Origin of the sequence: Wolbachia endosymbiont (group B) of Philonthus cognatus, assembly GCF_947179345.1 — a bacterium.
In the GTDB taxonomy this organism is placed as follows: domain Bacteria; phylum Pseudomonadota; class Alphaproteobacteria; order Rickettsiales; family Anaplasmataceae; genus Wolbachia.
Map to the genome: position 1 here is coordinate 1,263,348 of NZ_CAMXBG010000002.1, position 25,007 is coordinate 1,288,354.

Consider the following 25,007-nt stretch of genomic DNA (forward strand, 5'->3'; position numbering starts at 1 on the left):
AGAGATGTTACCAAAGATCCTAAAGAATTTTAACGTATTTGTTGATGGTCGTGGCTATGCAGGAAAAATAGATGAAGTAACCTTGCCAAAACTTACCATAAAAACAGAAGAATACAGAGCTGGTGGTATGGATATTCCAATAAATATTGATATGGGCATGGAAAAGCTTGAAGCAGATTTCACTTTTTCTGAATATGACTCTGAGCTCTTTAGACTTTTCGGATTGATAAACAATAATGCTGTTTCTCTTACTTTAAGAGGAGGTTTGCAGGGAAGTAGTGATGCCGAATCAGTAGTAATTAACTTAAGAGGGCTCTTTAAGGAACTTGATTTTGGTAACTGGAAGGCTGCTGAAAAAGCAACACTAAAATGTATAATTGCTGCCAACTATTATAAGCTTACCATTGATGGCAGAGAATTGATTGAAATTGACGCTGAGAATATGATTCGCAAGATCGATGGTGTTGATCAAATGACTTCTATGCGCACAGCTTTAGGAATTTAACTAAAAGGGTAAAACAATGCAAAAAATTAAATTAACTGAACCAATAAAAATCGATGGAATTTTAGTTTCAGAGCTAACTCTACGCCGTCCAAAAGTTCGAGATCGTTTAGCTGTTGAACGTATGGGTAATAGCGATGCAGAGAAAGAAGTAGCACTGATTGCAAATCTTGCAAGTATTTCAAGAGAAGCAGTAGAAGAATTTGATTTAGCAGACTACAATAAGATTCAAGAAACGTTACAAGGTTTTTTGTCTCAGCAGAAGAATTGAGGTTGAGCATATTATCACTTAGCTCAATGGTTGGTGGTGGAATCAATCAGTGGCTTGATATGGATATTGAAGAATTTATTACTTGGTTTGAAAGTAGCGGAAAATTATACAAATGAAGGCAATTTCTATAGTAATTGGAGCAACACTGCAAAGCAGTTTTAATAGTACGATAGCAGGTAGCACGAAGCAACTTTCTCGTATTGGTAGTACGATAAAACAACTTGAATCATCAAGTAAATCAGTATTCAAGTTTAAACAATTAAGCCACGATGCTCTGCTTGCTAGGCGTTCTTGGAATGAACTGGAAATAAAAACAAAATCTCTGGCTAAACAGATAAAAAATGTAGAAGCACCAAGTAAGAGCCTGCAAAATGAATTTACAAGATCCAAAGCTGCAGCACTGAAAGCTAAAACGGCTTATTTACAAAAAAGAAGTGCTCTCCACCTACTACGCACTGAGTTCAGTAAAAGTGGTAGAGATATAAAATCTCTTATTGGAGATCAAGTTAAACTTGGCTCTTCTATTGAAAAGCTTAAAAATAACTATACAGCTTTAAATTCCGTAATGCAAAAACGTAAAGGAGTTTTAGCGCAAAGAGCAAATTTCAAAGCTCAAATGATGGATGCTGTGGCACTTGGCCTCACCCTTGCAGCACCACTTAAGGCTGCAATTAGTTTTGAGAGTGCCATGGCTGATGTAAAGAAAGTTGTAAAGTTTGAAGATACAGATGTAAATGGCTTGACAAAACTTGGTGAAACATTAAAGGGGATGTCACGAACAATTCCGCTATCTGCAGCAGAACTTGCGCAAATTACTGCAAGTGGTGGGCAGCTTGGTATTGAAGCTAAGGATCTTACGGTTTTCACAGACACTGTGGCCAAGATGGTAACTGCATTTGATATGTCAGCAGAAGAGGCAGGAGATGCTATTGCTAAGCTCTCTAATATTTACCAAATTAAAATTGGTGAAATGAAAAGCGTTGGTGATGCGATAAATCATATCTCTGATAACACTGCCGCAAAAGCTAAGGACATTGTTCCTGCACTAAACAGAATTGGTGGTACGGCAAGGCAATTTGGCTTAACTGTAGCGGAAGCAGGAGCTCTGGCAAGTAGCTTCATTAGTCTTGGCAAAACTCCTGAAAAAGCAGGTACGGCAATCAATGCAATGCTTAGCAAGCTGCAAACAGCAAGTAAACAGGGTGGAAACTTTCAAAAAGCTTTTCAGCAGCTAAAAATAAATGCTAAGGAATTTGAGAAAGCAATTGGCAAGAATGCACAAGGCACATTAGTTAAGTTTTTAGAAACAATTGCAAAACTAGATAAGCAAGAACGTTCTAGCGTTCTCTTTGATCTCTTTGGCCTTGAATATCAAGATGATATAGCACTACTTATTGGTAGTCTTGATGAATACAAAAAATCTTTACGATTAATAAACGGGGAATATAAGGGCTCAATGCAAAGGGAGTTTGAAAATAGAGCAAATACTACAGCAAACAACCTTCAGTTACTTAAAAACTCAATAGCAGAAGTAGGAATGAATCTTGGTTCTGTACTATTACCACCTTTAAATTTTACTGTTAATCTTCTGAGGTCAGCAACTACACAAGTAGCACTTTGTGCCAAGGAATATCCAGTACTGACTACAGTGATCATAAGTACGATTGCAACATTGATTAGTATTAAAATAGCAGCCATATCTCTTGGATATGCTTGGACTTTTGTAAAAGGTTCCTTATTTGCTCTTTTATCTACTTGGAAAATGTTTGGATCTGTTGTTACTTTGGTAAAAATAGGTCTTTCTGCAGTTTTTCCAGCAATAATTGCTGGATTTAAAGCATTGACAATTGCCGTAATGAGCAACCCTATGGGGCTGATTATTGGTGGTCTTGCTGTTGCTGCAACTTTGATAATTACCAAATGGCAAGTGGTAAAGAACTTTTTTGTTACTATCTGGGAATCGGTAAAAATTGTATGGAAATCTTTTTCTGATTGGGTAGGAAAGTTTTGGAATAATATTACTCAGCCTTTTAAAACAATCAATAATCTATGGAGCAAAAAAAATGAGGCTAAACTAGAAGTTAGATCTGTAAGTAATACTATAAGCGACGCCCTTAAGCACCCAATTGCAGCGCACAATAAGACTATAGAGAATAAAACACACAATAATCACTTTAATGTTAATATTCACCCAAGCTCTGGACAAGACGTACGTAGTATTGCTGATGAAGTAATGGAGCGAATTAGAGAGCAATTTAGTGGCGCACTTTATGATATAAATTAAATTATGCTGTCTCTTGGTCCATATAGATTTTCATTAACTGAGCGAGGTTTCACACGCAGGAATGAATATCGCTGGCCTGCACTTGAGCGTATTGGAGAAAAGCCATTACTTCAAAGTATTGGTCCTGGAGAGGACGTTATTGAGCTTGCGGGAGTAATCTATTCAGGAGGACTGGGGCAAATAAATAATATGCGAAATTTATCGAAACCTCTTTTACTCATTGATGGCCAAGGTAACATTTTAGGCCATTTTGTTATTGTGAAAATAGAAGAAACGCAGAGATATTTTTTTCCAAATGGTGAAGCAAGAAAGATTGAGTTTCACTTAAGTTTGAAGCACTATGATAACGTGTTGTCAGACGGATCACTAAATAATCCAGTTGATGATATACAACTTGATAATGATATATTACAAAACTAAGGAAAATGATATGTTAGATTTAATCTGCTGGAACTACTATGGATTCAGCTCAGGAGCAGTTGAGATTGTGTTAAGAGCTAATCCTGGGCTTTCAGAGTACGAACTTCTTCCTGCAGGATTAATCATTAAACTTCCTGTTATTCAAAAAGAGACACAAAAGCAAGTAGTAAAACTATGGGATTAAAATGACACCAGACTTTAGTATTTCAGTAGAGGGAATTTTAATCACTGAGTTGATAAAAAGTCAGTTAGTATCAATGCATATTACTGATGAAGCTGGAGTAATAAGTGATACTGCTGTAATTCATCTTGATGACCGTGATTCATTATTTGAAATTCCTAGAACTGGGGCAAAGCTAAATATTTTACTTGGGTATAAAGAAACTGGCATTGTGCCGATGGGAGATTACATAGTGAATGAAATTACGCTACAAGGCCCGCCACAAGGACTAAAAATCAAGAGTCATGCAGCGGATCTAAAAGAGTCATTAAAGGAACAAGTGTTTAATGAGTGGCATCAAATCACCTTAAATGATTTGGTAAAAAAGATTGCAGACAAACATGGCTATCAAGCTAAGGTTGCTGCAGAGTTTGCAAATATCATGATATCACATATTGATCAGACTGCAGAGAGCGATATGCATTTTTTAACCAGGCTTGCTCAAATTTATGGAGCAATAGCAAAACCTGCTGGAGGGTATTTACTGTTTGTTTCAAAAGGAAAAGCAAAGTCAGTTACCGGAAAAACTTTAAGCACTATTACTTTAACACCTAGAGATATTACAAATTGGAAAGTAAAATTTAATGAGCGTAATCAATATGGCTCGGTTATTGCTTACTGGTATGATTATGAAAAAGCAGAGACAATAACGGAAAAAGTAGGTGATCAAGAACCAAGCTATATTTTGCGAGATATTTATGCAAGTAGTGATTTGGCACAAAGTGCAGCATCTGCGAAGTTGAATCAGCTGATGAGTAATGCAGCAACACTCAATGTCACAATGCCAGGAAATCCTGAATTATTTGCTGAAGCAAAGATTAATCTTTCTGGATTTCGCAAAGGAGTTTATGGTAAATGGATAATAAATAGGGCTGAGCATGTAATTGATAACCTTGGCTATCGTACTATATTAACAGCAGTTATGGGAAAATAAATTGATAATTTCCTCATAAATATCTTTTTTTTCTTTATTATTGTTTAATTCCTCTACAGCAAGATCTAAAGGAGTTTTTTTATCTTTGTTTTTAGCAAGAGGATTTGCTCCATTTTTCAGTAGAAATTTAACAATTTCCAAGCGTCCTTCCTGTGCAGCATAGTGCAAAGCTGTCCAGCCAAAAGCATCAGTAGTGTTTACATTAATGCCTTCTTCAATTAGAAATTTTACAACTTCCAAACAGCCTCCGCTTGTAGCATAGTGTAATGATGTTGCACCAAAATGATGAGTAGCATTGATATCTACTACATTTTTTATTAAGGATCTTACAGTATCTAAATTACATTTTTCAGCTGCAGTAGATAATGTTTCCAGATCATTGCCACTTGCCTTACTTTTTATTGGCACATCTTTTGATAATTGGTCTGTACTAAAGTGCTGATACAGAACAATAACGCATATCATCGGTATTATTGAACTTGTTAACAATTTCCAAAAAAGGCTAGATTTCATGTTGATTATATTATTTACATCGCTTGTTTAGTGCAACTAATTAACTTTATTTTAGAAAAGATTTTTTGGACGTATTTTTGATGAATCTTGTATATGTATATATACAACTTTTCCTTTAAAAAAGATGACAAACACAGGAAAGATTCCTATGGCAGTAATTGCTACTATGGTGATACAAACAATAGCATTGATCTGGTGGCTAGCTAAGCTCGACTTAAGAGTGCATATGCATGATAAATTTATAGAGCAAAATCAAAGGACTACAGAAATCATCTATCGCCTTGAAGAAAGAGTTAAAAATCTTGCTGAAGAAGTTAATGAACTTGAGCAGAAACACAAATAAAAAAGTGGCAAAGTATATTTTATCCGTTGATGGAGGTGGAATTAGAGGAATCATTCCTGCCATTATTCTAGCAGAAATTGAATCTAGAACAAGAAAGCCAATTTCCCAGATTTTTGACTTAATGGCAGGAACCTCAACCGGTGGGATTATTGTTGCTGGACTTTGTAAAAGCAATAAACCTCAATACTCTGCCAATGATTTAGTTGGACTTTACCAAGAGTATGGAGCTTATATCTTTCAATCATCATTTTGGAGAAAATCAATTGCTTCTTGGCTGAGTGGTTCTCAGTACTCGTATAGAAATATGGAATTTATTCTCAACAAATACTTTGGTGAAAGTACTATGGCCGATGTTGCAAGTAATCTACTGCTCACCAGTTATGACATTCACAATAGTTGTGAATTTTTCTTCAAAAGTTGGAAAGAAAAAAACATTAAGTTGAAAGATGCACTCAGAGCTACAACAGCTGCTCCAACGTACTTCACACCAAAACGTCTGAAAATTAGCCAAACAGAGAGAGTGTTGATAGATGGCGGAGTGTTTGCTAATAATCCAGCAGCTTGTGCATATGCAAGTGGCAAGAGATTATTTCCAAATGATGAGATTATACTGCTATCAATAGGCACTGGTGGAACAGATAGAAGTATAAAGTATGCTAACTCAAGGAAATTTGGCAAAATAGGGTGGATCAAGCCACTACTGAATGTGATGTTCGCTTCTGGATTGGATTGCGTTGATTATCAACTAGAACAAGTAATAGATGATAAATACATAAGAATACAATCGCAATTGAAAGTAGCATCGACTGAGATGGACAATATTACACTCAAAAATATCAAATTTCTTCAGCAAGAGGCAAGTAAAATGATAGAGGATAACCAGAAAGTGATAGACAAATTCTGCAAGCAAAATCGAAAACTATAACTGAGCTAGAAAAACAAAATAAGCGAGTTTCTAGTATCTACTTTAATAAATTTACTAAAATATTTTTTTAATATTATATATTGAATACAGAAGCACAAGAATTTCATCCAGTAATGCAGATAATTAATTATGTAATCACCTTTGTTGGTATTTTAATATATTGTGTAGAAATCAGTAAACTAATGTTGCTTTTAATTCAGGTTAAGTTTTGGAAGCATGATTTTCAAGTTCCTCAATAGATAAATCTGTTATTTTAGAAATAGCATTAACAGAAACGTCCAACATAAGTAGATTATTTGCAACCTTTATTGACTCTGCTTTGTAAATCAGGAATGTTGCACCAAATGTTGACATTAAACTTTATGATATGAGGTATCTTTGATGTTTTTACGCTACTAAGTTCATGATATCCATCTCTTGGCGATTTAAGCCTATTTTTAGAGTATTTATAAAAAGACGATAAGACCCCTTCTACATCTAAAGCCTAAAATGCAATTCTCAGATGATCTCTGACAGACGTTTTTTTCATCAACACATTCAAAACAATAAAAAGATTGAATATTTCTTCACAATTGTGTATAATTATTAATGCTTTGGTGCACGTAACGATTATACTTTAAAAAGAATGTTGGCTACTGAGAAGAATGAAGACATCTTCATCAGAAAAAAAAGGGGCAAAAACAGAGAAAATTGATGTAACTACTTAAGGCAGGTGTCTCTATTGCAGCTGAGACAGCTGATCACTCATGATCAAATAAAAAAGTTATAAGCACACAGATTGGATCACAGTATCTTTTTTAAGAAGAAGATTTATCTTGCTTAAAAACTTGTAGATACTATATTTTACATAAATTCTTCATGCGAGGCCTTTATGTTTACTAATAGAATATCTAATAATCTGGATCAGCTACAATTTTTTGTAGAGTTTTTAAACGAAAATTATGAAACTCAGAAACATCTTAGTCTTACACCACTACATTTAGCAGCAGGAAATGGTCAGTTGGATTTAGTCAACACTTTATTAGGAGGGGGTTTAGATATTAACTCAGAGATTAAGTACGATGGCTTTACGCCACTGTATTTTGCAATTGCAAAAAATCACTTAGAGATGGTTAACTTTCTTATTGCTCATGGAGCAGATGTAAACCATAGGGCCATTCTAGGCTTTACACCTTTAAGTTTTGCATCCCAGCAAGGATATTTAGATATAGTCAACACCTTGATTGCAAATGGAGCAGATCTTAGTACTAAAACAGATAAACTTAATACACCTTTACACCTAGCAGCAGAGAATGGTCATCTAGATATAGTAAATGTTTTTATTGAAAAGGGATTAGATGTTAATGCTGTAAATAATGATCGAGCAAGACCTTTGCATTCTGCAGTACAAAATGGTAACCTCGAAGTAGTTAAAGCTCTTATTTCACAAGGGTCTAATATTAACGCTGGATCTTCAGGCATAGGTAATCGTAAAGTTGATGCAAACATTACACCCTTACATCTGGGAACACAAACTGGTAGGTTAGATATAGTTAAAGTTCTGCTTGAAGCGGGAGCAAACGTTAATGCAAAAACAGATGATAAGATTACACCTCTACATTTAGCGTCTCAAAATGGCTTTTTAGAGTTAGTAGACATTTTACTAAAAGCAAAATCTAATGTTAATGCTAAGGATTATGAGAATCTTACACCTCTACATTTAGCAGCAGAACGTAATCACTTTGGAGTAGTTAAGTCTCTTCTTCTCGTAAGGGGAATTGATGTTAATGCTAAGGACCACGATAATTCCACAGCTTTACATATAGGATCTCAGAATGGTCACTTAGAAGTAGTGAAGCTACTAATAGAGAAAAAAGCCAATGTTAATGCTAAAAAAAACGAAGGTTTTACACCTTTGCATCTAGCAATTCAGCAAAGTCATTTCGAGGTGAGTGATTTTTTAATTAAAAATGGAGCAAACATTAACACCGTGGATGATCAGAATTGGACTCCTTTACATAATGCAGCATATAATGGTTTTTCTTTAAAAATAGTAGAGAGCTTAATTGCAAAAGGAGCAAATATAAATGCAAAGATGGATGATGGTAGAAGAGCTCTACATTTGGCAGCAGAACATAATCACTTGGAAATAATGAATTTCTTGATTGAAAATGGAGCAGATATTAATGCTCTAGATAACAGAAGTTGGACTCCTCTACATTGTGCAGCATATGATGGTAATTTAGAAGTTGCTAAATCTTTGCTTGATAAAGAAGCAGACATTAATGCTAAAACAGTTAAAAGTACTACACCTCTACACTTTGCAGTAGACCATGATCATTTAGAGGTGGTTGAATTGCTCTTAGAAAAGGAAGCAGATATTAATGCTTTAGATCACACAAATTGGACTCCTTTACATTTTGCAGCAGAAAAAGGTTATGATCAGATAGCAACCGTTCTATTGAAACATGGTGCTGATGTAAATGTAAAAGAAAATCAAAATAAAGGCACAGCCCTACATCTTGCAGCTCAATATGGTCATCCTAAGGTAGTTAAAACTCTTATTATAAATGGAGCGGATGTTAATGCAAAAATGGATAAAAATGCTACGCCTTTACACTTAGGGGCACAAATTGGTAATTTAGATATAGTTAGGTCTCTACTTATGAGCGGAGCATACTTTAATGCTAGAGCTGAAGGAGGTAGATATGTTTTACCATTACACTTTGCGGAAAGAAGAGGAAACCCAGAAGTAATAAAATTACTAAAATTGGTTGAGAAGTTATTTAAGGCTATAGAAGATAATAATTATTTAGGAATTGAGAGTTCCATTAGAGATGGAGCAATCATTGATTCGAAAAACGTGGATGGAAGAACGCCATTACATTATGCTGTTAATAACGGGCACATAAAAGTTGTAAATATCTTGCTAGCAAATGGAGCTGATGCTACTAAAGTTACTAACAAAGGTAATACACCATTACACACTGCTGCTTCCAAAGGTCATAAAGAAATTATTGAAGCTTTGTTGCAACGTGTAAGCCACAATAAATTGAGTGATTTTATTAATGCTAAAACAATAGTTAAAGGCACTACATCGTTGCATGTTGCTACTGAAAATAGCTTTTTCGAAGCTGTAAAATCTTTGTTGAAACATGGTGCAATTTATAACATCAAGAATAAAGAAGGTAAAACACCACTTGATCTTTCTCGAGACCAGAATATTACTAACCTATTGAAATTAGTAGAAGAGCTATTTGAAAATGCAAAAAATGGTAATGTTGAAATTATCAGTAAGCTGAGAGCAATAAAACCCGATGAGCGCGTAGCTGTAACAAATGCTCGTGATGATCAAGGCAAGTCATTAGTCCAGGTTGCAGTAATCAATAAACACTTAAACCTTGCAAGTAGATTATTAGAAATATTAAAAAGTCCAGATCAGAGTTTACAAGATGTCAGCGTAGAAAATAGAGTAAAGAGTTTGAAGTTATAGCTCTCTTAAATGAAACTCTAATGAGGGTGCCAAGATCTAGATCATTTAGAAAATTATAGTGGGCTTTACATCTTATTAATTATAAATTAACTTACTATCTAATCAATCCCTAAGTCATGTATGAGTAACATTTTGATAATATTAGCAGCAGGAAAGAGCAGTAGAATGAATTCTGAATATTCAAAAGCGTTGCACCAAGTGGGAAATCTTACTCTTTTAGAACATATAATTTCTAATGCAAAATTGCTGAGTCTAAAAAGCTTATCAATTGTTGTTAACAACTCCCTTCTAAAAGATTTAGAAAAGTTTGATACCCTAAAAAGTATAATCGATCAATACAATATAAAACTAATAATTCAAGAAGATATTACAGGTACTGGCACTGCAGTTAAAATTGCTCTAGAAAATCTGGAGGAGTTATCTGATCAAGACATAGTTTTGGTACAGTATGGAGACACTCCTTTTATATCTAGCGATACAGTTATGAAAATTGTAAGTTAAAAATGTGATATAAAAGAGATAAGAGGGAAAGATAACCCTACTCACTATAGGAATAGGGCTATCACGGGCGTGTGCGACCGAATGAAAATTGGTATTACAACCGTAGCCATCAAGGTACACTAGCCCTATCCCTCGATACGTTTGAATAGTTGTGTGGGACATATATGTGCACCCGTTTACAATCTTAAATTAATTAAACTATCGAGGTTATTATGATTGCATCTTATCAAAATTTTATTGGCATTGATATTGGAAAATTCAAAAATGTTGCTGCAGTGTACAACCAAAAAAACACTATCAAGTTCAATAATAATGATGCTGGTTGGCAACAATTGTTTCAAGAATTTTCAAATATTCTACCTAATTCTTTTGTAACTTTAGAAAATACAGGAAAATATGAGCTTGGTTTAGCACGTTCTCTTGTTGATATGAATGTTGCTGTGCATCGAGCTAATACTCGTAAAGTAAAAAGTTTTATCATATCACATGGAACTTTAGCAAAAACTGATCAATCAGATGCAAAAGCCCTTGCTCAATATGGTTTTGAACGCTATAGTGCTCTATCTCTATTTGTGCCTATGTCAAAAGAACAAACTGCCTTAGTTGCACTCTGTCAACGTCGTGATGACATTACGCAAATGAGAACTCAAGAGAAATGTAGGCTTGCAGCACCTGAAAACGACTATATAAAGGAAAGTTGCCAAAAAACAATAGACTTTTTTACCAATCAGATAAATGAGTTCAACGATGCCATACAAAGAATTATTGATAAAAATCCAGAGTTACAAAAGCGTCAAAAGATCCTGAGAACAGTGCCAGGAATAGGTCTCAAGCTATCTCAAGTTTTTGTGTGTCTAATGCCAGAACTTGGCTACCTAAACAAAAAAGAAGTTGCAAGTCTTGCTGGGGTTGCTCCACATCCAAAAGAAAGCGGTAAAACTATTGGTTACCGAAGGATAACAGGTGGTAGAAGCAATGTTCGTGCAAAGCTTTTTACAGCTGCTATGGCCGCTGCAAGATCTAAATCTGCACTTGGTGCTTTTTACTCTAATCTTATTGGTAGAGGTAAAAAGAAGATGGTAGCTATAACAGCTCTAATGCGAAAAATCATAGTAATTGCCAATGCAAGACTTAAAGAAGCAATTAATATGAAATAAAAAAATCTGCATAGAAAATAGGTTAACGGATATGTGCGTCTACACACATTTAAAGCACATATTCGTTAACCATAAAATCTAAGCAGTGGTTGCTGTTTGATATAAATTTCTTTCTGTATAAACTGGGATCTTTGTTGCCAAAATACATTTTTCAATTGAATAAAAATGCAAAATTATGAACAAATGAGACTAAACTCAAAAAATTTTAAAAAACATAGTTGATGACTGATTGTTTAAAGTATAATAATTTAGTTCTTCTTGGATTCAATAGTCAAGATAAACAATATGGAAGATTAGTAATTGATAATTACGGAAATGTTCAAAAAATCCTAAAAAATGGCGATAAAATGCTTCTTGCAAACTCTGGAATAATGGCTTTATATGCTAAAGATCTCTTTACCTTAGTAAAAGAAATAAAATTTAATAATTCGACCAATGAATATTGTCTTAATGATATAGTGCCCATTGCAGCAACCAATAACTTGAGTGTAGGTTATGTAGTTTCTGATGAAAGAGAAGCAATGGGAGTAAATAATAAAGAGGATTTGATTAAAGCCGAACACTATTTTCAAAAAAAAAGGCGGCCAACTTTTCTTTCATAACTACATTTTCTTATTCATTAATTTAAGTTGACATTTGTTTTATACTGGTTTTATAATACCTTTTGATTCTTACTTGTAAGATAATTGGTACGACAAATTTTCCTAGTTGTAGTGAGAGGGTATACATGGGGATATTAATAACAGGTGCTGCAGGTTTGATAGGGTCAACCTTGGTGAAAAAGTTAGAAAACCAGGGCCATGAAGTAATAAGCTGTGATATTAGGTTTCACAACAATCCACTCAGTTTTTTTTCAGAAGATATAGTACCACTACTTGCTAAGTGTACAGGAATTATTCATCTGGCTGCAATTTCTCGAGTTATACATGGTGAACTTTATCCTGAACTGTGTAGAAAAATTAATGTTGATGGTACAATGCAGTTTTTAGGGTTATGTAAGTCACTTTCAAATAAACCATGGTTTATATATGCAAGTAGTAGGGAAGTCTATGGAGAGCAGAAGGAACTGCCAGTTACAGAATCTGCTAGTATCGATCCAATAAATAATTATGCAAAAGGTAAAGCATTTATTGAGGAACAAATAACAAGTTCAAAAGATTTTAATGTAGCAATATTACGCTTTTCAAATGTATACGGTGGTTTACTAGATCATAACAGTAGAGTAATTCCTGCACTCTGTATTAATGCATTAAGAGGTGATCCAATTAAAATAGAAGGTAAAGAATGTGTTTTTGATTTTACCTATTTGGATGATGTTATAGAGGGTATATGCTTAACTGTTCAATATTTACAAAGCGAAAAATCTTCTCTTCCTGCTATTCATCTTACTACTAATAGCCCATGTACTTTAGAAAACTTAGCAAAAACAATATTAAAAGTCACGAAAAGTGATTCTAGAATTGATTTTTATCCTCCAAGAAATTTTGATGTAACTAAGTTCCATGGTGATTTTACTAGAGCTAAAGAGCTACTTGGTTGGTCTCCAAAACATTCATTAGAAGTAGGATTAAGTAAATTTATAAAAAGTCTACAAAACAATACACAACAATATCCTAACAATATAGATATGGTAATATATGAAAATATTAAAAGTTATTCATGGTTACCCTCCTTATTATAGTGCTGGTTCAGAGGTTTATAGCCAAACTCTTGCTCATGAACTAGCAAATAACAATGAGGTACAAGTATTTACTAGGTATGAAAATAGCTTTTTACCTGATTTTTATTACACTACAGTCCTAGATCGTAGTGATTCCAGAATCTTACTGCATTTAATTAATATACCCATAGCTAAATATCGTTACAAATTTATCAATGAAGAAGTAGATATACAATTTAAAAGAGTAATAGATAACTTTCAGCCAGATCTTATACATTTTGGTCATCTTAATCATCTATCAATTACTTTACCAGAAATTGCTTTTAAAGAAAATATACCTACAATTTTTACGCTACATGACTTTTGGTTAATGTGTCCAAGAGGAAGGTTTATTCAACGCAATTCTGAAGATTTGTTACGGCTTTGTGATGGACAAAAGGATCAAAAATGTGCAACCCAATGTTACAAAGGATATTTTACAGGAGATAAAGAATTCCTGAATTTAGACATAAATTATTGGGAACAATGGGTTGCAACTAGAATGAAGCACACAAGGAAAATAATAGACTATATAGATTACTTTATTTCCCCATCGAAATTCTTGATGGACAAATTTACTCAGGATTTTAATGTTCCGATAAACAAAATTTCTTATCTTGATTATGGTTTTGATCTCAATCGTCTTAAGAATAGAAATAGAGCACAAGAAAAAGAGTTTATTTTCGGTTATATTGGTACTCATACTCCCGAAAAAGGTATTGATCTATTATTGAAAGCTTTTTCTCACTTATCATCTAAAGTAAAACTTAGAATTTGGGGAGCAGCAAGAGAAGAAACTAAAGCCTTAAAAGCGATTGCCGATCAGTTTTCACCTGTTGTTAAAGAAAGAATAGAATGGATGGGAAGTTATGATAATAAGAATATAGTTACTGACGTATTTAATAAAGTCGATGCAATAGTCGTTCCTTCAATTTGGGGTGAAAATTCACCGTTAGTAATACATGAAGCACAGCAACTTAGAATACCAGTTATAACAGCCGATTATGGTGGCATGGCAGAATATGTAAGAGATGGACTATTGTTTAAGCACAGAGATGCAAGTAGTTTATCAGAAAAAATGCAAGTCCTATCTACAAATCAGGAGTTATACAATAAACTTACCCAAAAAGGCTATCCTTATACTGAAAATGGAAATATACCTTCTATAAGTGAGCATACTGAAAAACTTAACAAGATTTACCGTAATGCTATTGAAAAGAAAGGCAAATCAGTAGCTGTTAAACCCGGTCCTTGGAGAATTACTTTTGATACTAATCCAGATTACTGCAATTTTGCTTGTATAATGTGCGAATGTTTTTCACCATACAGCAAAGTTAAAGAAGAAAAGAAAGCTAAAGGAATAAAACCTAAGATACTGTCGATAGAAACTATCAGAAAAGTAATTAAGGAAGCAGCTGGAACACCTTTAAGGGAAATCATTCCTTCTACTATGGGTGAGCCTTTAATGTATAAAAGCTTTGATGAAATAATCAATTTGTGCCATGAGTTCAACCTTAAGCTTAACCTCACAACCAATGGTTCTTTTCCTATTAAAGGAGCTAGAAAATGGGCTGAACTATTGGTACCAATTTTATCTGATGTTAAGATTTCCTGGAATGGGGCAACTAAAGAAACTCATGAAAGAATCATGAAAGGTTCAAAATGGGAAGTAGTGACAGAAAATTTAAAAACTTTCCTTGAAGTTAGAGATAAATACTTTAGCGATACAGGTGAAAGGTGTACCGTTACTTTACAATTAACATTTTTGGAAAGTAATTTACATGAACTCTATGACATAGTTAAGATGGCCATAAAAAACGGCATAGATAGAGTTAAAGGACATCATCTTTGGGCACATTTTGAGGAAATTAAGGATCTATCTATGAGAAGAGATGAGTTAGCAATTAGTAGATGGAACACGGAGGTGAGAAGGTTATACGAACTTAGAGATAATATTCTATTGCCAAATGGTAAAAAGATAAAATTAGAAAATTTCACAATCCTTTCTCAAGAAGGTATTAAGGATTTGGCTCCAGGTGGTCAATGCCCATTTTTAGGTAAAGAAGCATGGATAAACAATGAAGGAAAGTTTAGTCCTTGCTGTGCTCCAGATGAACTCCGTAAGACATTAGGAAATTTTGGTAATGTTAATGAGGTTAAACTCGAGGAAATATGGCAGAGTAGTGAGTACCTAAGCTTACAAAAGAATTATTTAAATTACAAATTATGCAAAACATGCAACATGAGAAAACCTTTGATCAATTAATCAAAGATAATCTTAAATCTATTAAAATTTCACCGTGTGAGAGTTTTCACGAATTACTAGGAAATCCTTTGTATGAAAATAGGTTTATAAAGGTTGGTAAATTTCATGAGCCCGGTCTTGCACCGGTTCATGATCAGACAGGTGCTTATCATATCAATGTGAGAGGAGAAGCAGTTTATCATCATAGATTTCTAAAAACTTTTGGATTCTACTTCAATAGAGCAGCCGTAGAAGATGATACAGGGTGTTACCATATTGATTCATCTGGATGTAGAGTATACAAACAGTCGTATCAATGGATTGGAAATTATCAGGAAGATGCTTGTGTAGTTAGAAGACATGATAAATGTTTTCATATTAATTTAAATGGCAACAGGATTTATCAGGAGGAATATGATTATGTTGGAGATTTTAAGGATGGTATCGCTGTAGTCTATAAGGATGGCAAAGCTACACATATTAATCATCATGGAAAGTTAGTACATAATAAATGGTATAAAAAACTTAATGTTTTTCATAAAGGGTATTCTATTGCAGAAGATCAACATGGTTGGTTTCATATAGATATTAATGGTGATCCTGTTTACCAGCAGAGATTTAAAATGGTAGAAGCATTCTATAATGGCATGGCAAAGGTTGAAACTTTTGAAGGTGTGTTAGGACAAATCAATATTACCGGAAATGTAAAGTTTAGTATTTTTGATTTAGGTAAAGAATCTCAAGTGCATAGGATTTCTGCAGAACTTTCAGCCTTTTGGAAAACTTACCTAACAAGCGTTGCTATTGAACTTGATTTGTTAAATATTTTACCTGCAACTATGCCAGTTTTATCTAAAAAGTTAAACATTATCGTACCAAATCTAGAAAGGCTGTTAAGGGCGTTGTGGGAAATAGGGTTTATTGATTACGATAAGGACAAGGACTTATGGCAACTATCATCAAAAGGTAAGTGTTTTAAGGAAATACCATTTTTGCCAAAAGCAGCAACGATGTGGGCAAGAGTTGCCGCTGAAAAGAATTGGTTAAAGATTGCCGATATACTAAAACAGAAGTCAATCTCTTCATTTGAATCTTTTAAGGAAAGAGAAGCATCAGAAGATAAGAAAATAGCGTTTTACCAAGCATTGCTAGGATATTCTAGATTTGATACTAAAGAGTTTAATTCTAGGATTAATATAGATGGTGCTAAGAATATATTGCTATTTGGTGTACACTCTTTATTTCTTGCTTATTCTGATATACACAATAAAGGTTCTATAGGCCTATATAACGAACATAAAGTACCAAGACAGTTAGTAGAAAATTTAAAAGTCAAACTTATAACTCAGGAAGAACTATCAGTTACAAATTATGAATTAGGTGTCTTTTGCCGCTTTTTACAGCACTATGATGATGATAAAGTATTATCTTATTTAAAATTGGTCAAAGGAATATCTCGTATTTTATTGATAGAAACTATTTTAGATTACCGCTCTCCAACTGGAGGCTCTGTAGATATTAATGTAATGGTTGAAACAGGAGGTAAACTAAGAACATTAAGCGATTGGGAAAAAATACTCAAACAAGTAAAAGGATTCAAAATTTCTTCTGTTGTACCTTTAACAGATTACTTATCAGTCATTGATGTCAGGTGTTAATCATATGGAAATACTACAAAAAAATGGTTTTTTTATTATCAAAAATCTGGTTCCTTTAAAGCTAATAACTCAGTCTTTAAGTGATATAACAAATAAGATATCAGAGCTATCCCAAGAACTAAGTGTTTCAACTTCTGACTACTTAAACTGTACCGGTAGATGGGGCACGTCATCTCGAGTAACTAGAATTATCTCTCAAGCATTAGATAAAATTATTAAAAATTACCTTGAAAAGTCACTTCAGTGTCAGATACTGCAGAAAAAATCAAATGTTATATGTAAAACTGCTGATTTAATAGATGCAGTTCCCTTCCATCAAGACATCTCCTATAGTTTCAATGATCCTTACCACTTTTCTGTTTGGTTAGCTTTGAATAATGTAAGTGAAACTTCAGGTGCACTGCAAATTATAGAAAACAGTCATAAATGGGAAATACAGCCTTTAGTTGATTTTTGGTACCCATATTTTTTTGATCAGTACTCAAATAATCGGGAAAATTACAAAATTAAGTCATTACCTATTTCAGCAGGAGATGCAATAGTTTTTGATTCACGGTTATGGCATGGTAGTGATAAGAATACAGATGCTAAAGATAGATTTGCTTATGTAACAAGGTGGATTATAAAAGATCAAGATCTTCCCTATGTGCCAAAACCTCAGCCTTCAGTTTTTGGTATACTCAATTGTGGTGAGTTAACAGAATCTGTACTGAGAGAATGCTTGTCATTGTTTGGCTACCAGGAAAGTGTAAAAGCAAAAAACATGGAAGAACTTATCAAGAGCTGGTTAGCCTTTATTACAGACACAACTACAAATATTTCTGAGATCGACACTACTGAGGCTAAGCGAGATTTATATAAGCTACTTATTCTGAATCGAGCATCAGCACTACATGATGCTGGAGACATCTCAGGAAAAATATACAAAAATTTATGGTTTTCACTACTTGTATTTCTCAATAAAAAAGTCAACGTAGTGGAGCTAGCATTATAAATGAACAGAAGTAGAGTTGATAGCTTCAAATGTGTATTGATGTTCATCTTGAATATAGTATCTAAATTCAAACTTAATGTACTTATAATGTCTTTAGTTGCCCTGGTGGTAGCTGTTGATTTGTCTTTTAGAAAGTATTTAGTAAAAAATATTCTAGATACAGCTGTAAAATATCAGGAAGGTAATGTAATTGAAAATCTTTTATTACCTGTAAGCGCTTATCTTGGCATGGCATTACTTATCACTACTGCTTTTAGATTCTATGGCTATTTTGTTGACATTCGAATGTTTACCTTAATGCGTCAAAAAATAGCTGATATATCTTTTTGTAGGCTACTCCAACAAGACCATTCCTATTATCAGAACAATTTATCTGGAAGCTTAGTACATAAGGTCAGTAGCTTAATGGATAGTGTGATAGAGTTAATAAGATTGCTTATAGATTGTTTTTTCGGTTACAGTATAGCATTAGTCTTAGCTATTTATACCTTATCATTAGTAAACATAAAGTTTGCAATCGCTACATTCACTTGGGTAAGCATTTTTATTTTAGTCTCGATTTTCAGCTTTCGTGTACTTACTGAACTAGCTGATAATTACTCTAAACAAAATTCAAAAGTAATAGCTAGTATAGCAGATAGTATTTTAAATGTTATATCAGTAAGGTTATTTTCTCAGCAAGCACATGAGAGACACAAATTTTTTCAAATATGCAAGAAAAGAACTATTGCAGAGAGAAAATTACAATGGGCATACTTTTGTCTTTGGTTTATATATGGCTATTCATTCGATATACTCCAAGCAGTAAACTTGTATTTTTTAATTCATGATTATCAATTGAACAAGATCGCAATAGGAGATATTGCTCTTGTACTTGGAATTAATATATCGATTATAGAGTTTCTTAACCATCTAACTAGGAATCTTACCCAATTTTCTACTCATTTCGGCAAAGTTTCAGATGCATTGCCAATCTTGACTACTGTACCAGAAATTCAAGATAAGGAAAATGCTAAAGAATTAAATTTATTAAGTGGAAGAATAACGTTTAATAATGTTTCTTTTTCTTATGAAGGCCAGGAGCCATTATTTCAAGATTTTTCAGTTACCATTAATCCTTGCGAAAAGGTAGGTCTAGTTGGTTATTCTGGAGGTGGTAAATCTACTTTTATAAACTTAATCCTAAGGCTATTTGATGTTAAAAAAGGTAATATACAGATTGATAATCAAATAGTATCAGAAGTTACACAGAGTTCTTTGAGGCAACAAATATCTGTAATACCTCAAGACCCATTGTTATTTCATGATACTATTTTAGCAAACATCATATATGGTAGACTTCAATCTACTATCGAAGAAATAATGAGAGCTGCAAAGCTGGCTGGTATTCACGATTTCATTATGACTCTACCAGATCAATATGGAACTACAGTCGGAGAAAAAGGCATCAAGCTATCTGGAGGAGAAAGACAAAGAATAATAATAGCAAGGGCATTTTTAAAAAACGCTCCAATATTATTTCTCGATGAACCAACTAGTCAGTTAGATTCTATAACAGAAAAAACAATTCAAATGAGTTTATTCAAATTGATGAAAAATAAAACTACGATTACTATAGCACACCGTATTTCTACACTTTTACACATGGACCGAATTCTAGTATTTAACAAAGGGAAAATTGTCCAAGATGGTAAACACGCTGAATTAGTTTCTAAGCAAGGTCTTTACAAGGAACTTTGGAATGCTCAAATTGGTTGTTTGAATGGCAAAAAATAAGATGGAAAAAATTATTGATCTGAGAAGTGACACTACAACTCTGCAGAGCTCCAACGTTATACATGCAATAAGTAATGCAACTGTTGGAGATTTTGCTTATGGTGAAGACAAAAGCTGTAATGACTTATCAGAATATTGCAAACAATTATTCAAAGTAGAAGAAGCATTATTTGCAACCAGCGGTATGCTTGCAAATAGATTAGCCATTGCCAGTCAAACAAGTCCTGGTGATGAACTAATAACTCATTATAATTATCACGTTAATTTTTTCGATAGCGCAGGCAATGCAAAAGTAAATAATATCGTATTTAATTGTATTAGAAATAATAGCGGAATCTTAGATGTTGCTGAAGTAGAATATGCTATTAATTCTAAGCCAAGGTACAAAATTTTTGCTCAGGTGAGTCTTGTTTCTATAGAAAATAGTATAAACGGGTTTAATGGTAAAATTTATCCTTTTGAAAAACAAGTCGAGTTATATCACTTTTTAAAAGCTCACAATGTAAATCTTCATTTAGACGGTGCAAGAATATTTAATGCTCATGTCGAAACAAATATTGCTTTAGCAGATTATGCTAAATATGTGGATACAATGAGCTTTTCTTTTACCAAAGGACTTGGAGCTCCTTTTGGTTCAATGCTTATGGGTAAAAGAGAGATAATTGAAAGGGCTAAAAAGCTACAGGTTTGGCTAGGTAGTGGTTATCATCAGATAGGGTATTGTGCTAATGCAGCAAAGTATGTACTACAGAACAATATTTCTAGGCTTAAAGAAGACAATAAACTCGCCAAACTGTTTGCAGACAAGATTAAGGAAATTCCACACATAAAACTGGTACTACCTTATCCAGAAACTAATATAGTAAGCTTTAGTATAAAAGCACTAAATGTAACTAATGAGGTTTTCTTGAGTAAGTGCCAAGCTTATGGTTTATTGCTTTTTCCTTGGCTCGAGTCTCATATAAGAGCAGTTACCCATCTTGGCACAAAGGAAACAGACATCATGAAAGCTGCTGAAATTATAAAGGAGGTTGTGTTAAATTTAATATGAGAGTAAAAATAGATTTCTTTAGCGATTCAAACACTGACCCTTCAGCTAAAATGAGGGAAGCGATGGCTAAAGCAAAAGTTGGAAACGAAGCTGCATGTGAAGATCCAACTGTGAACGAATTAGTGGCAACCGCATGTAAAATATTAGGTAAACCTGCAGGAATCTTTTTGATTTCAGGAACGATGTCCAATGTAATTGCTTATAAAGTACACATTCAAAGACCTGGTGATTACTTGCTGCTTGATGAAACTTCACATCCGCTCATAGTACAATCTGGCTTGATCGCAGCCCAAGCACATGCCACTCCTTTGCCCATCAAAGGTACGAGAGGAATATTTACTGGAGAACAAATTGTTGAGTTTATTACTCGTCCTAGTTTAAGAAATATTCCGAGAGTTGGGCTTGTTTCTATCGAACAAACGACAAATTTTGGTGGTGGAGCTGTGTGGCCTTTAGAATATATTCAAGAGATCTCAAGTCTCTGCAAAGAGAATGACGTATTCACTCATTTAGATGGAGCAAGACTGTTCAACGCTTGTGCTCATACTAAAATATCTCCAAAGGAGTATGCAAGTTATTTTGATTCGGTATTCATTGATTTTAGTAAAGGATTAGGTGCTCCAATGGGCGCAATATTGCTTGGAAGTGAAGAGTTTATTGAAAAAGCTTGGTACTATAAGTTTCAAATTGGCGGAGGTATGCACCAAGCTGGCATTATTTCAGCTGCATGTTTATATGCTCTACGTAATAATGTAAATTCTTTAGAAGAAGATCATAAAAAAATGCAGCACCTTATAGAAGGCCTAGACTCCATAGATCAAGTTATAATTGATATCGACCTGTATAAAACTAATATAGCGTATTTTTCATTACGTACTAATTGTATATCTACTCAAGAATTAATAAACGTACTAATGACAAATTATGGAATTAGAATGGCTAACATCAAAGGTAAAATCAGAGCTATAACACATAGAGATATAAGCTATGAAGATATTAATACTACTGTATCTGCTATAAGAAAGATACTAAGTAATTTTCTGCACTAATTGTTTGCAAACTTCTTGTCAAACAATATTATACCAATATAGTATTATGCTAGCATCTGCATAGAGCTATTTGGGAATAGGTGTGAACTTTGTCTTCTTTCAATATTTACTATTCTTCTGTGGATATATGCTGCTTTATTTATCAAGACAAAGTATACCAATTGCTCTACCACTGTTAATAGATACTGACCATGTAAAATTAAGCTATTTTTTTGCCTGCTTTTCTTTTTTTTATGGAGTATCAAAATTTGTTAATGGAATAATCATGGACTCCAAAAATAATCCATTATTTATGTTTGGGCTATGCAATATTGCAACTGGATTATTAACCATTGGTATAACTTTATCATATAATAATCTAACTTTATTACTGTTAACATTAATATTATTAGCTTGGACACAAGGGTTAGGTTGGCCAGCTATTACCAAGTTTATGGTTACAAACTCTAGCATCTCTTCAATTGCATCATCATGGGGAGTTATGAGCGCATCTCAGCAACTTGGTTCTTGTATTACTTTAATTGTATTACCAAGTATAATTAAAATATATGATGCAAAAAGTGCATTTTTGTACTCTGGTTTCTTATGCTTACTTTTTGGAATTTATATAATATTAAAGGCATATTACAAAGAAAGTGCCAACTTTACTACCTATTATAAGGTGCAGAAATCTCAAATAGGTATCAAGGTAACAAGTTCCATATGGTTTCTATGTTGTGCTACTTTTTGTGCTTATATTATAAAAATGGGAATCTTCTTTTGGTTTCCTATAATTTTAAAGAATAAATTACAAATTTCTCTTGTACAATCCTCACTAATAACAGGCGTATATGATTTAGGTGGAATCCTTGGAACTTTAATCACAGGAAGAATTAGTGATATGTACTTCTTTCAAAATAGAAGCTTGCTGGCATCACTTTATATGTTGGGTATAGCACTCACTTTTATTGCAATGAACTTTGGTCAAAACATAATTCTTATGAACCTTGGTGCAATCTTATCAGGATTCTTTATATTTGGAGTGCAAGTACTGACAGGTGTTATAGCTGTAGAAATTGCTCCACAAAATAATGTATGTGCAATTGTAAGCTTAACAGGATTATTTGGGTATATTGCAAGTTCAATATTTTCATGCGTGCTCTTAGGAGTACTTGTTAAGCACTGTGGTAACAGTATTATGTTTTCATTTTTTTCCATTTGCTCTGTTGTTGCACTCGTTTGCTTTTCCATACTATCAAGCAAAGATCTAAAAAAACTAAGTAAAGCGGTGTAAAAAAAATTTCTCAACAGTTAAACTTTGTAGATAGACTTTTTACCCAAGGAATAAACATGGTAACCATATCTTAGTAATAGCTCGCTATCTAATAAATTACGGAAATCAAAAACATTAGGTGCAGCCATAATACTCTTTAAACTTGCAAAATCTTGATTTTTAAATTCTTTCCACTCCGTTAACAATAACAAGGCTTCCGCGTCCCTTGCAGCCCCTATAGCATTGTCTGCGTACTCTATATCCTTTAGAACTTGCCTAGCATTATCCATCCCCATTGGATCATATGCAGTAACTTTAGCCTTGTTATTCACTAACAATTGTGCAATATCTATAGCTGGGCTATTTCTTACATCATCAGTACCAGACTTAAAAGTTAGCCCCCATATTGCTATTTTTTTATTTTGGACTCCATTTAATACATATTCTACCTTTTTAGCAATGTTTGTTATATGATTATAGTTAGATTCTTTAACTGAATTTAAAATTTGTAGCTTAACATTGTGGTCTTCAGCAAGCCTTAATAAAGCTGACAAATCCTTAGGAAAACATGATCCTCCAAATCCTGGACCAGCTTTGAGAAATTCCTTACCTATTCTATGGTCCATTCCCATACTGTTAGCTAAAAGGTCAATGTCTGCTCCTAATAGCTCACATAAACCTGCCATCTCATTGATAAAAGCAACCTTTGTTGCTAGAAAAGCATTAGAAGCATATTTAATCATTTCAGCAGTAACTGTATCAGTGACTATTAACGGAATATTCTTATCTATAAATGATTTATATATAACTTCTAGTTTTGCCCTAGCTAGCTTAGTTTTTACTCCTATTATTATCCTATCTGGGTATAAAAAATCTGATACTGCAGAGCCTTGCTTGAGAAACTCTGGATTAACCCCCAAATCAAAGTTATAACCCTTATTAGATAAATAATTATATATATTTTCTGCAGTACCAGGAGGAACAGTTGACTTTATCACTATTAAGCAATCTTGATTAACTCTGTCAGAAACTTCACTTACTGCATTATATACATTCTTTAAATTTGCATTTCCTAGGGAGTCTGATGGAGTATCTACAGTTATAAATACTACTTCTGTATTGGGATTTATTTGAAAATACGAATCGAAAAATCTTATTCTTTGTGACTTTATATTATTCTCTAAATAATCTGCTAATCCAGGTTCATATAGAGGAATTTTCCCTGATTTCAAAAGTTCAATCTTCTCAGTATTTATGTCAATGCAATCAACTTTATGGCCCTGCTCCGATAACATTGTACCAGATACTAAGCCTACATACCCTACTCCTATAATAGTTATGTGCATTTTATTATCACCTTAAAAATATAGCTTAGCATCTAAAATAAATACCATTAACAATTATAAACTTTTGTTGTTACATTATTTTTCTTAATTGCCTTACCTTCCGAATAAGCTATAAATAAGGTTGATGGTATTAATATCAAAGTACCATATAAAGCACTTTTATCAGGTAATTCATTAAATATAACGTATGTTACTATTGCAGAAATTATTAGCTCTATGTATCTATACGGTGCAAGTGCAGTAGCATCAGTAAGAGCAAAAGCTTTTAACATGAAGAACAGAATTAGGTTTGAACTTATTCCTAAAATCAGCAGTAATACTAACTCCAACAAGGAAGGCATATGCCAATAAAATAACAAAGGTGGAGTAGAAAAAATAGTTGTCGTTAGAGCTGA

23 protein-coding genes and 1 pseudogene are annotated in these 25,007 nt (G+C 33.5%); 20 read left to right on the forward strand and 4 right to left on the reverse strand.

All coding sequences use genetic code 11. From position 1 onward, the window contains the following. Positions 1 to 4 precede the first annotated feature (4 nt). The 6 genes from ONG78_RS07820 (at position 5) to ONG78_RS07845 (ending at position 4,631) form a co-directional block, all read left to right on the forward strand. Positions 5 to 505 (forward strand): phage major tail tube protein, encoded by a 501-nt coding sequence (locus ONG78_RS07820; RefSeq protein WP_065094343.1) that lies wholly within the window; start codon positions 5 to 7, stop codon positions 503 to 505. A 16-nt stretch (positions 506 to 521) separates the two neighbouring features. Then, positions 522 to 773: a phage tail assembly protein gene (locus ONG78_RS07825; RefSeq protein WP_015588509.1), complete on the forward strand. Its 252-nt coding sequence runs from the start codon at positions 522 to 524 to the stop codon at positions 771 to 773. A 112-nt stretch (positions 774 to 885) separates the two neighbouring features. Further along, positions 886 to 3,057: a phage tail tape measure protein gene (locus ONG78_RS07830; RefSeq protein WP_264378054.1), complete on the forward strand. Its 2,172-nt coding sequence runs from the start codon at positions 886 to 888 to the stop codon at positions 3,055 to 3,057. 3 nt (positions 3,058 to 3,060) lie between these two features. After that, a complete protein-coding gene (locus ONG78_RS07835) occupies positions 3,061 to 3,477 on the forward strand; it encodes a phage tail protein (protein WP_191110947.1) in 417 nt (138 codons plus the stop codon). 10 nt (positions 3,478 to 3,487) lie between these two features. After that, the gene (locus ONG78_RS07840; RefSeq protein ID WP_255586148.1) at positions 3,488 to 3,661 is read left to right on the forward strand and encodes a tail protein X; all 174 of its coding nucleotides are present in this window, start codon (positions 3,488 to 3,490) and stop codon (positions 3,659 to 3,661) included. 1 nt (position 3,662) lies between these two features. Next, complete coding sequence (locus ONG78_RS07845; protein ID WP_264378055.1) at positions 3,663 to 4,631, forward strand: phage late control D family protein; 969 nt, start codon at positions 3,663 to 3,665, stop codon at positions 4,629 to 4,631. Here the strand turns inward: ONG78_RS07845 and ONG78_RS07850 are convergent. Further along, positions 4,608 to 5,144, reverse strand: coding sequence for an ankyrin repeat domain-containing protein (locus tag ONG78_RS07850; protein WP_191110949.1), 537 nt, complete (start codon positions 5,142 to 5,144; stop codon positions 4,608 to 4,610). The genes ONG78_RS07845 and ONG78_RS07850 overlap by 24 nt on opposite strands. Before the next feature lie 124 nt (positions 5,145 to 5,268). Between ONG78_RS07850 and ONG78_RS07855 the strand changes: the two genes are divergently transcribed. After that, on the forward strand, positions 5,269 to 5,487 hold the full coding sequence (locus ONG78_RS07855) for a hypothetical protein (protein WP_191110950.1): 219 nt from the start codon (positions 5,269 to 5,271) through the stop codon (positions 5,485 to 5,487). A 4-nt stretch (positions 5,488 to 5,491) separates the two neighbouring features. Next, entirely contained in the window at positions 5,492 to 6,412 is a 921-nt protein-coding gene (locus ONG78_RS07860; RefSeq protein WP_264378081.1) for a patatin-like phospholipase family protein, read from the forward strand. Positions 6,413 to 6,613: 201 nt separating this feature from the next. Here the strand turns inward: ONG78_RS07860 and ONG78_RS07865 are convergent, their stop codons facing one another. Next, positions 6,614 to 6,766 (reverse strand): hypothetical protein, encoded by a 153-nt coding sequence (locus tag ONG78_RS07865; protein ID WP_174516912.1) that lies wholly within the window; start codon positions 6,764 to 6,766, stop codon positions 6,614 to 6,616. A 517-nt stretch (positions 6,767 to 7,283) separates the two neighbouring features. On the opposite strand from ONG78_RS07865, the gene ONG78_RS07870 reads away from it, so the two are divergent. The 12 genes from ONG78_RS07870 to ONG78_RS07925 all read left to right on the forward strand — a co-directional run bounded on the left by ONG78_RS07870 (position 7,284) and on the right by ONG78_RS07925 (position 23,287). Then, complete coding sequence (locus tag ONG78_RS07870; protein ID WP_264378056.1) at positions 7,284 to 9,884, forward strand: ankyrin repeat domain-containing protein; 2,601 nt, start codon at positions 7,284 to 7,286, stop codon at positions 9,882 to 9,884. Between the two features lie 120 nt (positions 9,885 to 10,004). Then, positions 10,005 to 10,385, forward strand: coding sequence for an NTP transferase domain-containing protein (locus ONG78_RS07875; RefSeq protein WP_264378057.1), 381 nt, complete (start codon positions 10,005 to 10,007; stop codon positions 10,383 to 10,385). Positions 10,386 to 10,597: 212 nt separating this feature from the next. Continuing rightward, positions 10,598 to 11,542 (forward strand): IS110 family RNA-guided transposase, encoded by a 945-nt coding sequence (locus ONG78_RS07880; protein WP_264377456.1) that lies wholly within the window; start codon positions 10,598 to 10,600, stop codon positions 11,540 to 11,542. Between the two features lie 221 nt (positions 11,543 to 11,763). Then, positions 11,764 to 12,144, forward strand: a complete 381-nt coding sequence (locus ONG78_RS07885) for a glycosyltransferase family protein (RefSeq protein ID WP_264378058.1) — start codon at positions 11,764 to 11,766, stop codon at positions 12,142 to 12,144. Positions 12,145 to 12,269: 125 nt separating this feature from the next. Then, the gene (locus ONG78_RS07890; protein WP_264377555.1) at positions 12,270 to 13,223 is read left to right on the forward strand and encodes an NAD-dependent epimerase/dehydratase family protein; all 954 of its coding nucleotides are present in this window, start codon (positions 12,270 to 12,272) and stop codon (positions 13,221 to 13,223) included. Further along, positions 13,180 to 15,507, forward strand: coding sequence for a glycosyltransferase (locus ONG78_RS07895; protein WP_264377554.1), 2,328 nt, complete (start codon positions 13,180 to 13,182; stop codon positions 15,505 to 15,507). Before ONG78_RS07890 ends, ONG78_RS07895 begins: the two co-directional genes overlap by 44 nt. Then, positions 15,468 to 17,144: a WG repeat-containing protein gene (locus ONG78_RS07900; RefSeq protein WP_264377387.1), complete on the forward strand. Its 1,677-nt coding sequence runs from the start codon at positions 15,468 to 15,470 to the stop codon at positions 17,142 to 17,144. Before ONG78_RS07895 ends, ONG78_RS07900 begins: the two co-directional genes overlap by 40 nt. Before the next feature lie 4 nt (positions 17,145 to 17,148). Next, entirely contained in the window at positions 17,149 to 18,138 is a 990-nt protein-coding gene (locus ONG78_RS07905) for a phytanoyl-CoA dioxygenase family protein (protein WP_214303434.1), read from the forward strand. Further along, positions 18,139 to 19,914 carry an ABC transporter ATP-binding protein gene (locus ONG78_RS07910; RefSeq protein WP_108784045.1) on the forward strand — a complete coding sequence of 592 codons (1,776 nt, stop codon included), beginning with the start codon at positions 18,139 to 18,141 and terminating at the stop codon, positions 19,912 to 19,914. A gap of 1 nt (position 19,915) precedes the next feature. Further along, positions 19,916 to 20,965 (forward strand): threonine aldolase family protein, encoded by a 1,050-nt coding sequence (locus ONG78_RS07915; protein ID WP_006280069.1) that lies wholly within the window; start codon positions 19,916 to 19,918, stop codon positions 20,963 to 20,965. Then, complete coding sequence (locus ONG78_RS07920) at positions 20,962 to 22,014, forward strand: threonine aldolase family protein (protein ID WP_264377389.1); 1,053 nt, start codon at positions 20,962 to 20,964, stop codon at positions 22,012 to 22,014. The genes ONG78_RS07915 and ONG78_RS07920 overlap by 4 nt, the downstream gene beginning before the upstream one ends. A 127-nt stretch (positions 22,015 to 22,141) precedes the next feature. Beyond that, the gene (locus ONG78_RS07925; RefSeq protein WP_010405355.1) at positions 22,142 to 23,287 is read left to right on the forward strand and encodes an MFS transporter; all 1,146 of its coding nucleotides are present in this window, start codon (positions 22,142 to 22,144) and stop codon (positions 23,285 to 23,287) included. Positions 23,288 to 23,304: 17 nt separating this feature from the next. Here the strand turns inward: ONG78_RS07925 and ONG78_RS07930 are convergent, their stop codons facing one another. Further along, positions 23,305 to 24,612, reverse strand: a complete 1,308-nt coding sequence (locus tag ONG78_RS07930) for a UDP-glucose dehydrogenase family protein (protein WP_264377390.1) — start codon at positions 24,610 to 24,612, stop codon at positions 23,305 to 23,307. Between the two features lie 47 nt (positions 24,613 to 24,659). Further along, positions 24,660 to 25,007 (reverse strand): annotated as a pseudogene (locus tag ONG78_RS07935) (EamA family transporter); the annotation flags it as partial.

Bases quoted from the DNA above. Each gene is read 5' to 3' on its own strand.
- ONG78_RS07820 (WP_065094343.1), top strand. From the start codon at position 5: ATGTTACCAAAGATCCTAAAGAATTTTAACGTATTTGTTGATGGTCGT.
- ONG78_RS07825 (WP_015588509.1), top strand. From the start codon at position 522: ATGCAAAAAATTAAATTAACTGAACCAATAAAAATCGATGGAATTTTA.
- ONG78_RS07830 (WP_264378054.1), top strand. From the start codon at position 886: ATGAAGGCAATTTCTATAGTAATTGGAGCAACACTGCAAAGCAGTTTT.
- ONG78_RS07835 (WP_191110947.1), top strand. From the start codon at position 3,061: ATGCTGTCTCTTGGTCCATATAGATTTTCATTAACTGAGCGAGGTTTC.
- ONG78_RS07840 (WP_255586148.1), top strand. From the start codon at position 3,488: ATGTTAGATTTAATCTGCTGGAACTACTATGGATTCAGCTCAGGAGCA.
- ONG78_RS07845 (WP_264378055.1), top strand. From the start codon at position 3,663: ATGACACCAGACTTTAGTATTTCAGTAGAGGGAATTTTAATCACTGAG.
- ONG78_RS07850 (WP_191110949.1), bottom strand. From the start codon at position 5,144: ATGAAATCTAGCCTTTTTTGGAAATTGTTAACAAGTTCAATAATACCG.
- ONG78_RS07855 (WP_191110950.1), top strand. From the start codon at position 5,269: ATGACAAACACAGGAAAGATTCCTATGGCAGTAATTGCTACTATGGTG.
- ONG78_RS07865 (WP_174516912.1), bottom strand. From the start codon at position 6,766: ATGTCAACATTTGGTGCAACATTCCTGATTTACAAAGCAGAGTCAATA.
- ONG78_RS07870 (WP_264378056.1), top strand. From the start codon at position 7,284: ATGTTTACTAATAGAATATCTAATAATCTGGATCAGCTACAATTTTTT.
- ONG78_RS07875 (WP_264378057.1), top strand. From the start codon at position 10,005: ATGAGTAACATTTTGATAATATTAGCAGCAGGAAAGAGCAGTAGAATG.
- ONG78_RS07880 (WP_264377456.1), top strand. From the start codon at position 10,598: ATGATTGCATCTTATCAAAATTTTATTGGCATTGATATTGGAAAATTC.
- ONG78_RS07885 (WP_264378058.1), top strand. From the start codon at position 11,764: ATGACTGATTGTTTAAAGTATAATAATTTAGTTCTTCTTGGATTCAAT.
- ONG78_RS07890 (WP_264377555.1), top strand. From the start codon at position 12,270: ATGGGGATATTAATAACAGGTGCTGCAGGTTTGATAGGGTCAACCTTG.
- ONG78_RS07895 (WP_264377554.1), top strand. From the start codon at position 13,180: ATGAAAATATTAAAAGTTATTCATGGTTACCCTCCTTATTATAGTGCT.
- ONG78_RS07900 (WP_264377387.1), top strand. From the start codon at position 15,468: ATGCAAAACATGCAACATGAGAAAACCTTTGATCAATTAATCAAAGAT.
- ONG78_RS07905 (WP_214303434.1), top strand. From the start codon at position 17,149: ATGGAAATACTACAAAAAAATGGTTTTTTTATTATCAAAAATCTGGTT.
- ONG78_RS07910 (WP_108784045.1), top strand. From the start codon at position 18,139: ATGAACAGAAGTAGAGTTGATAGCTTCAAATGTGTATTGATGTTCATC.
- ONG78_RS07915 (WP_006280069.1), top strand. From the start codon at position 19,916: ATGGAAAAAATTATTGATCTGAGAAGTGACACTACAACTCTGCAGAGC.
- ONG78_RS07920 (WP_264377389.1), top strand. From the start codon at position 20,962: ATGAGAGTAAAAATAGATTTCTTTAGCGATTCAAACACTGACCCTTCA.
- ONG78_RS07925 (WP_010405355.1), top strand. From the start codon at position 22,142: ATGCTGCTTTATTTATCAAGACAAAGTATACCAATTGCTCTACCACTG.
- ONG78_RS07930 (WP_264377390.1), bottom strand. From the start codon at position 24,612: ATGCACATAACTATTATAGGAGTAGGGTATGTAGGCTTAGTATCTGGT.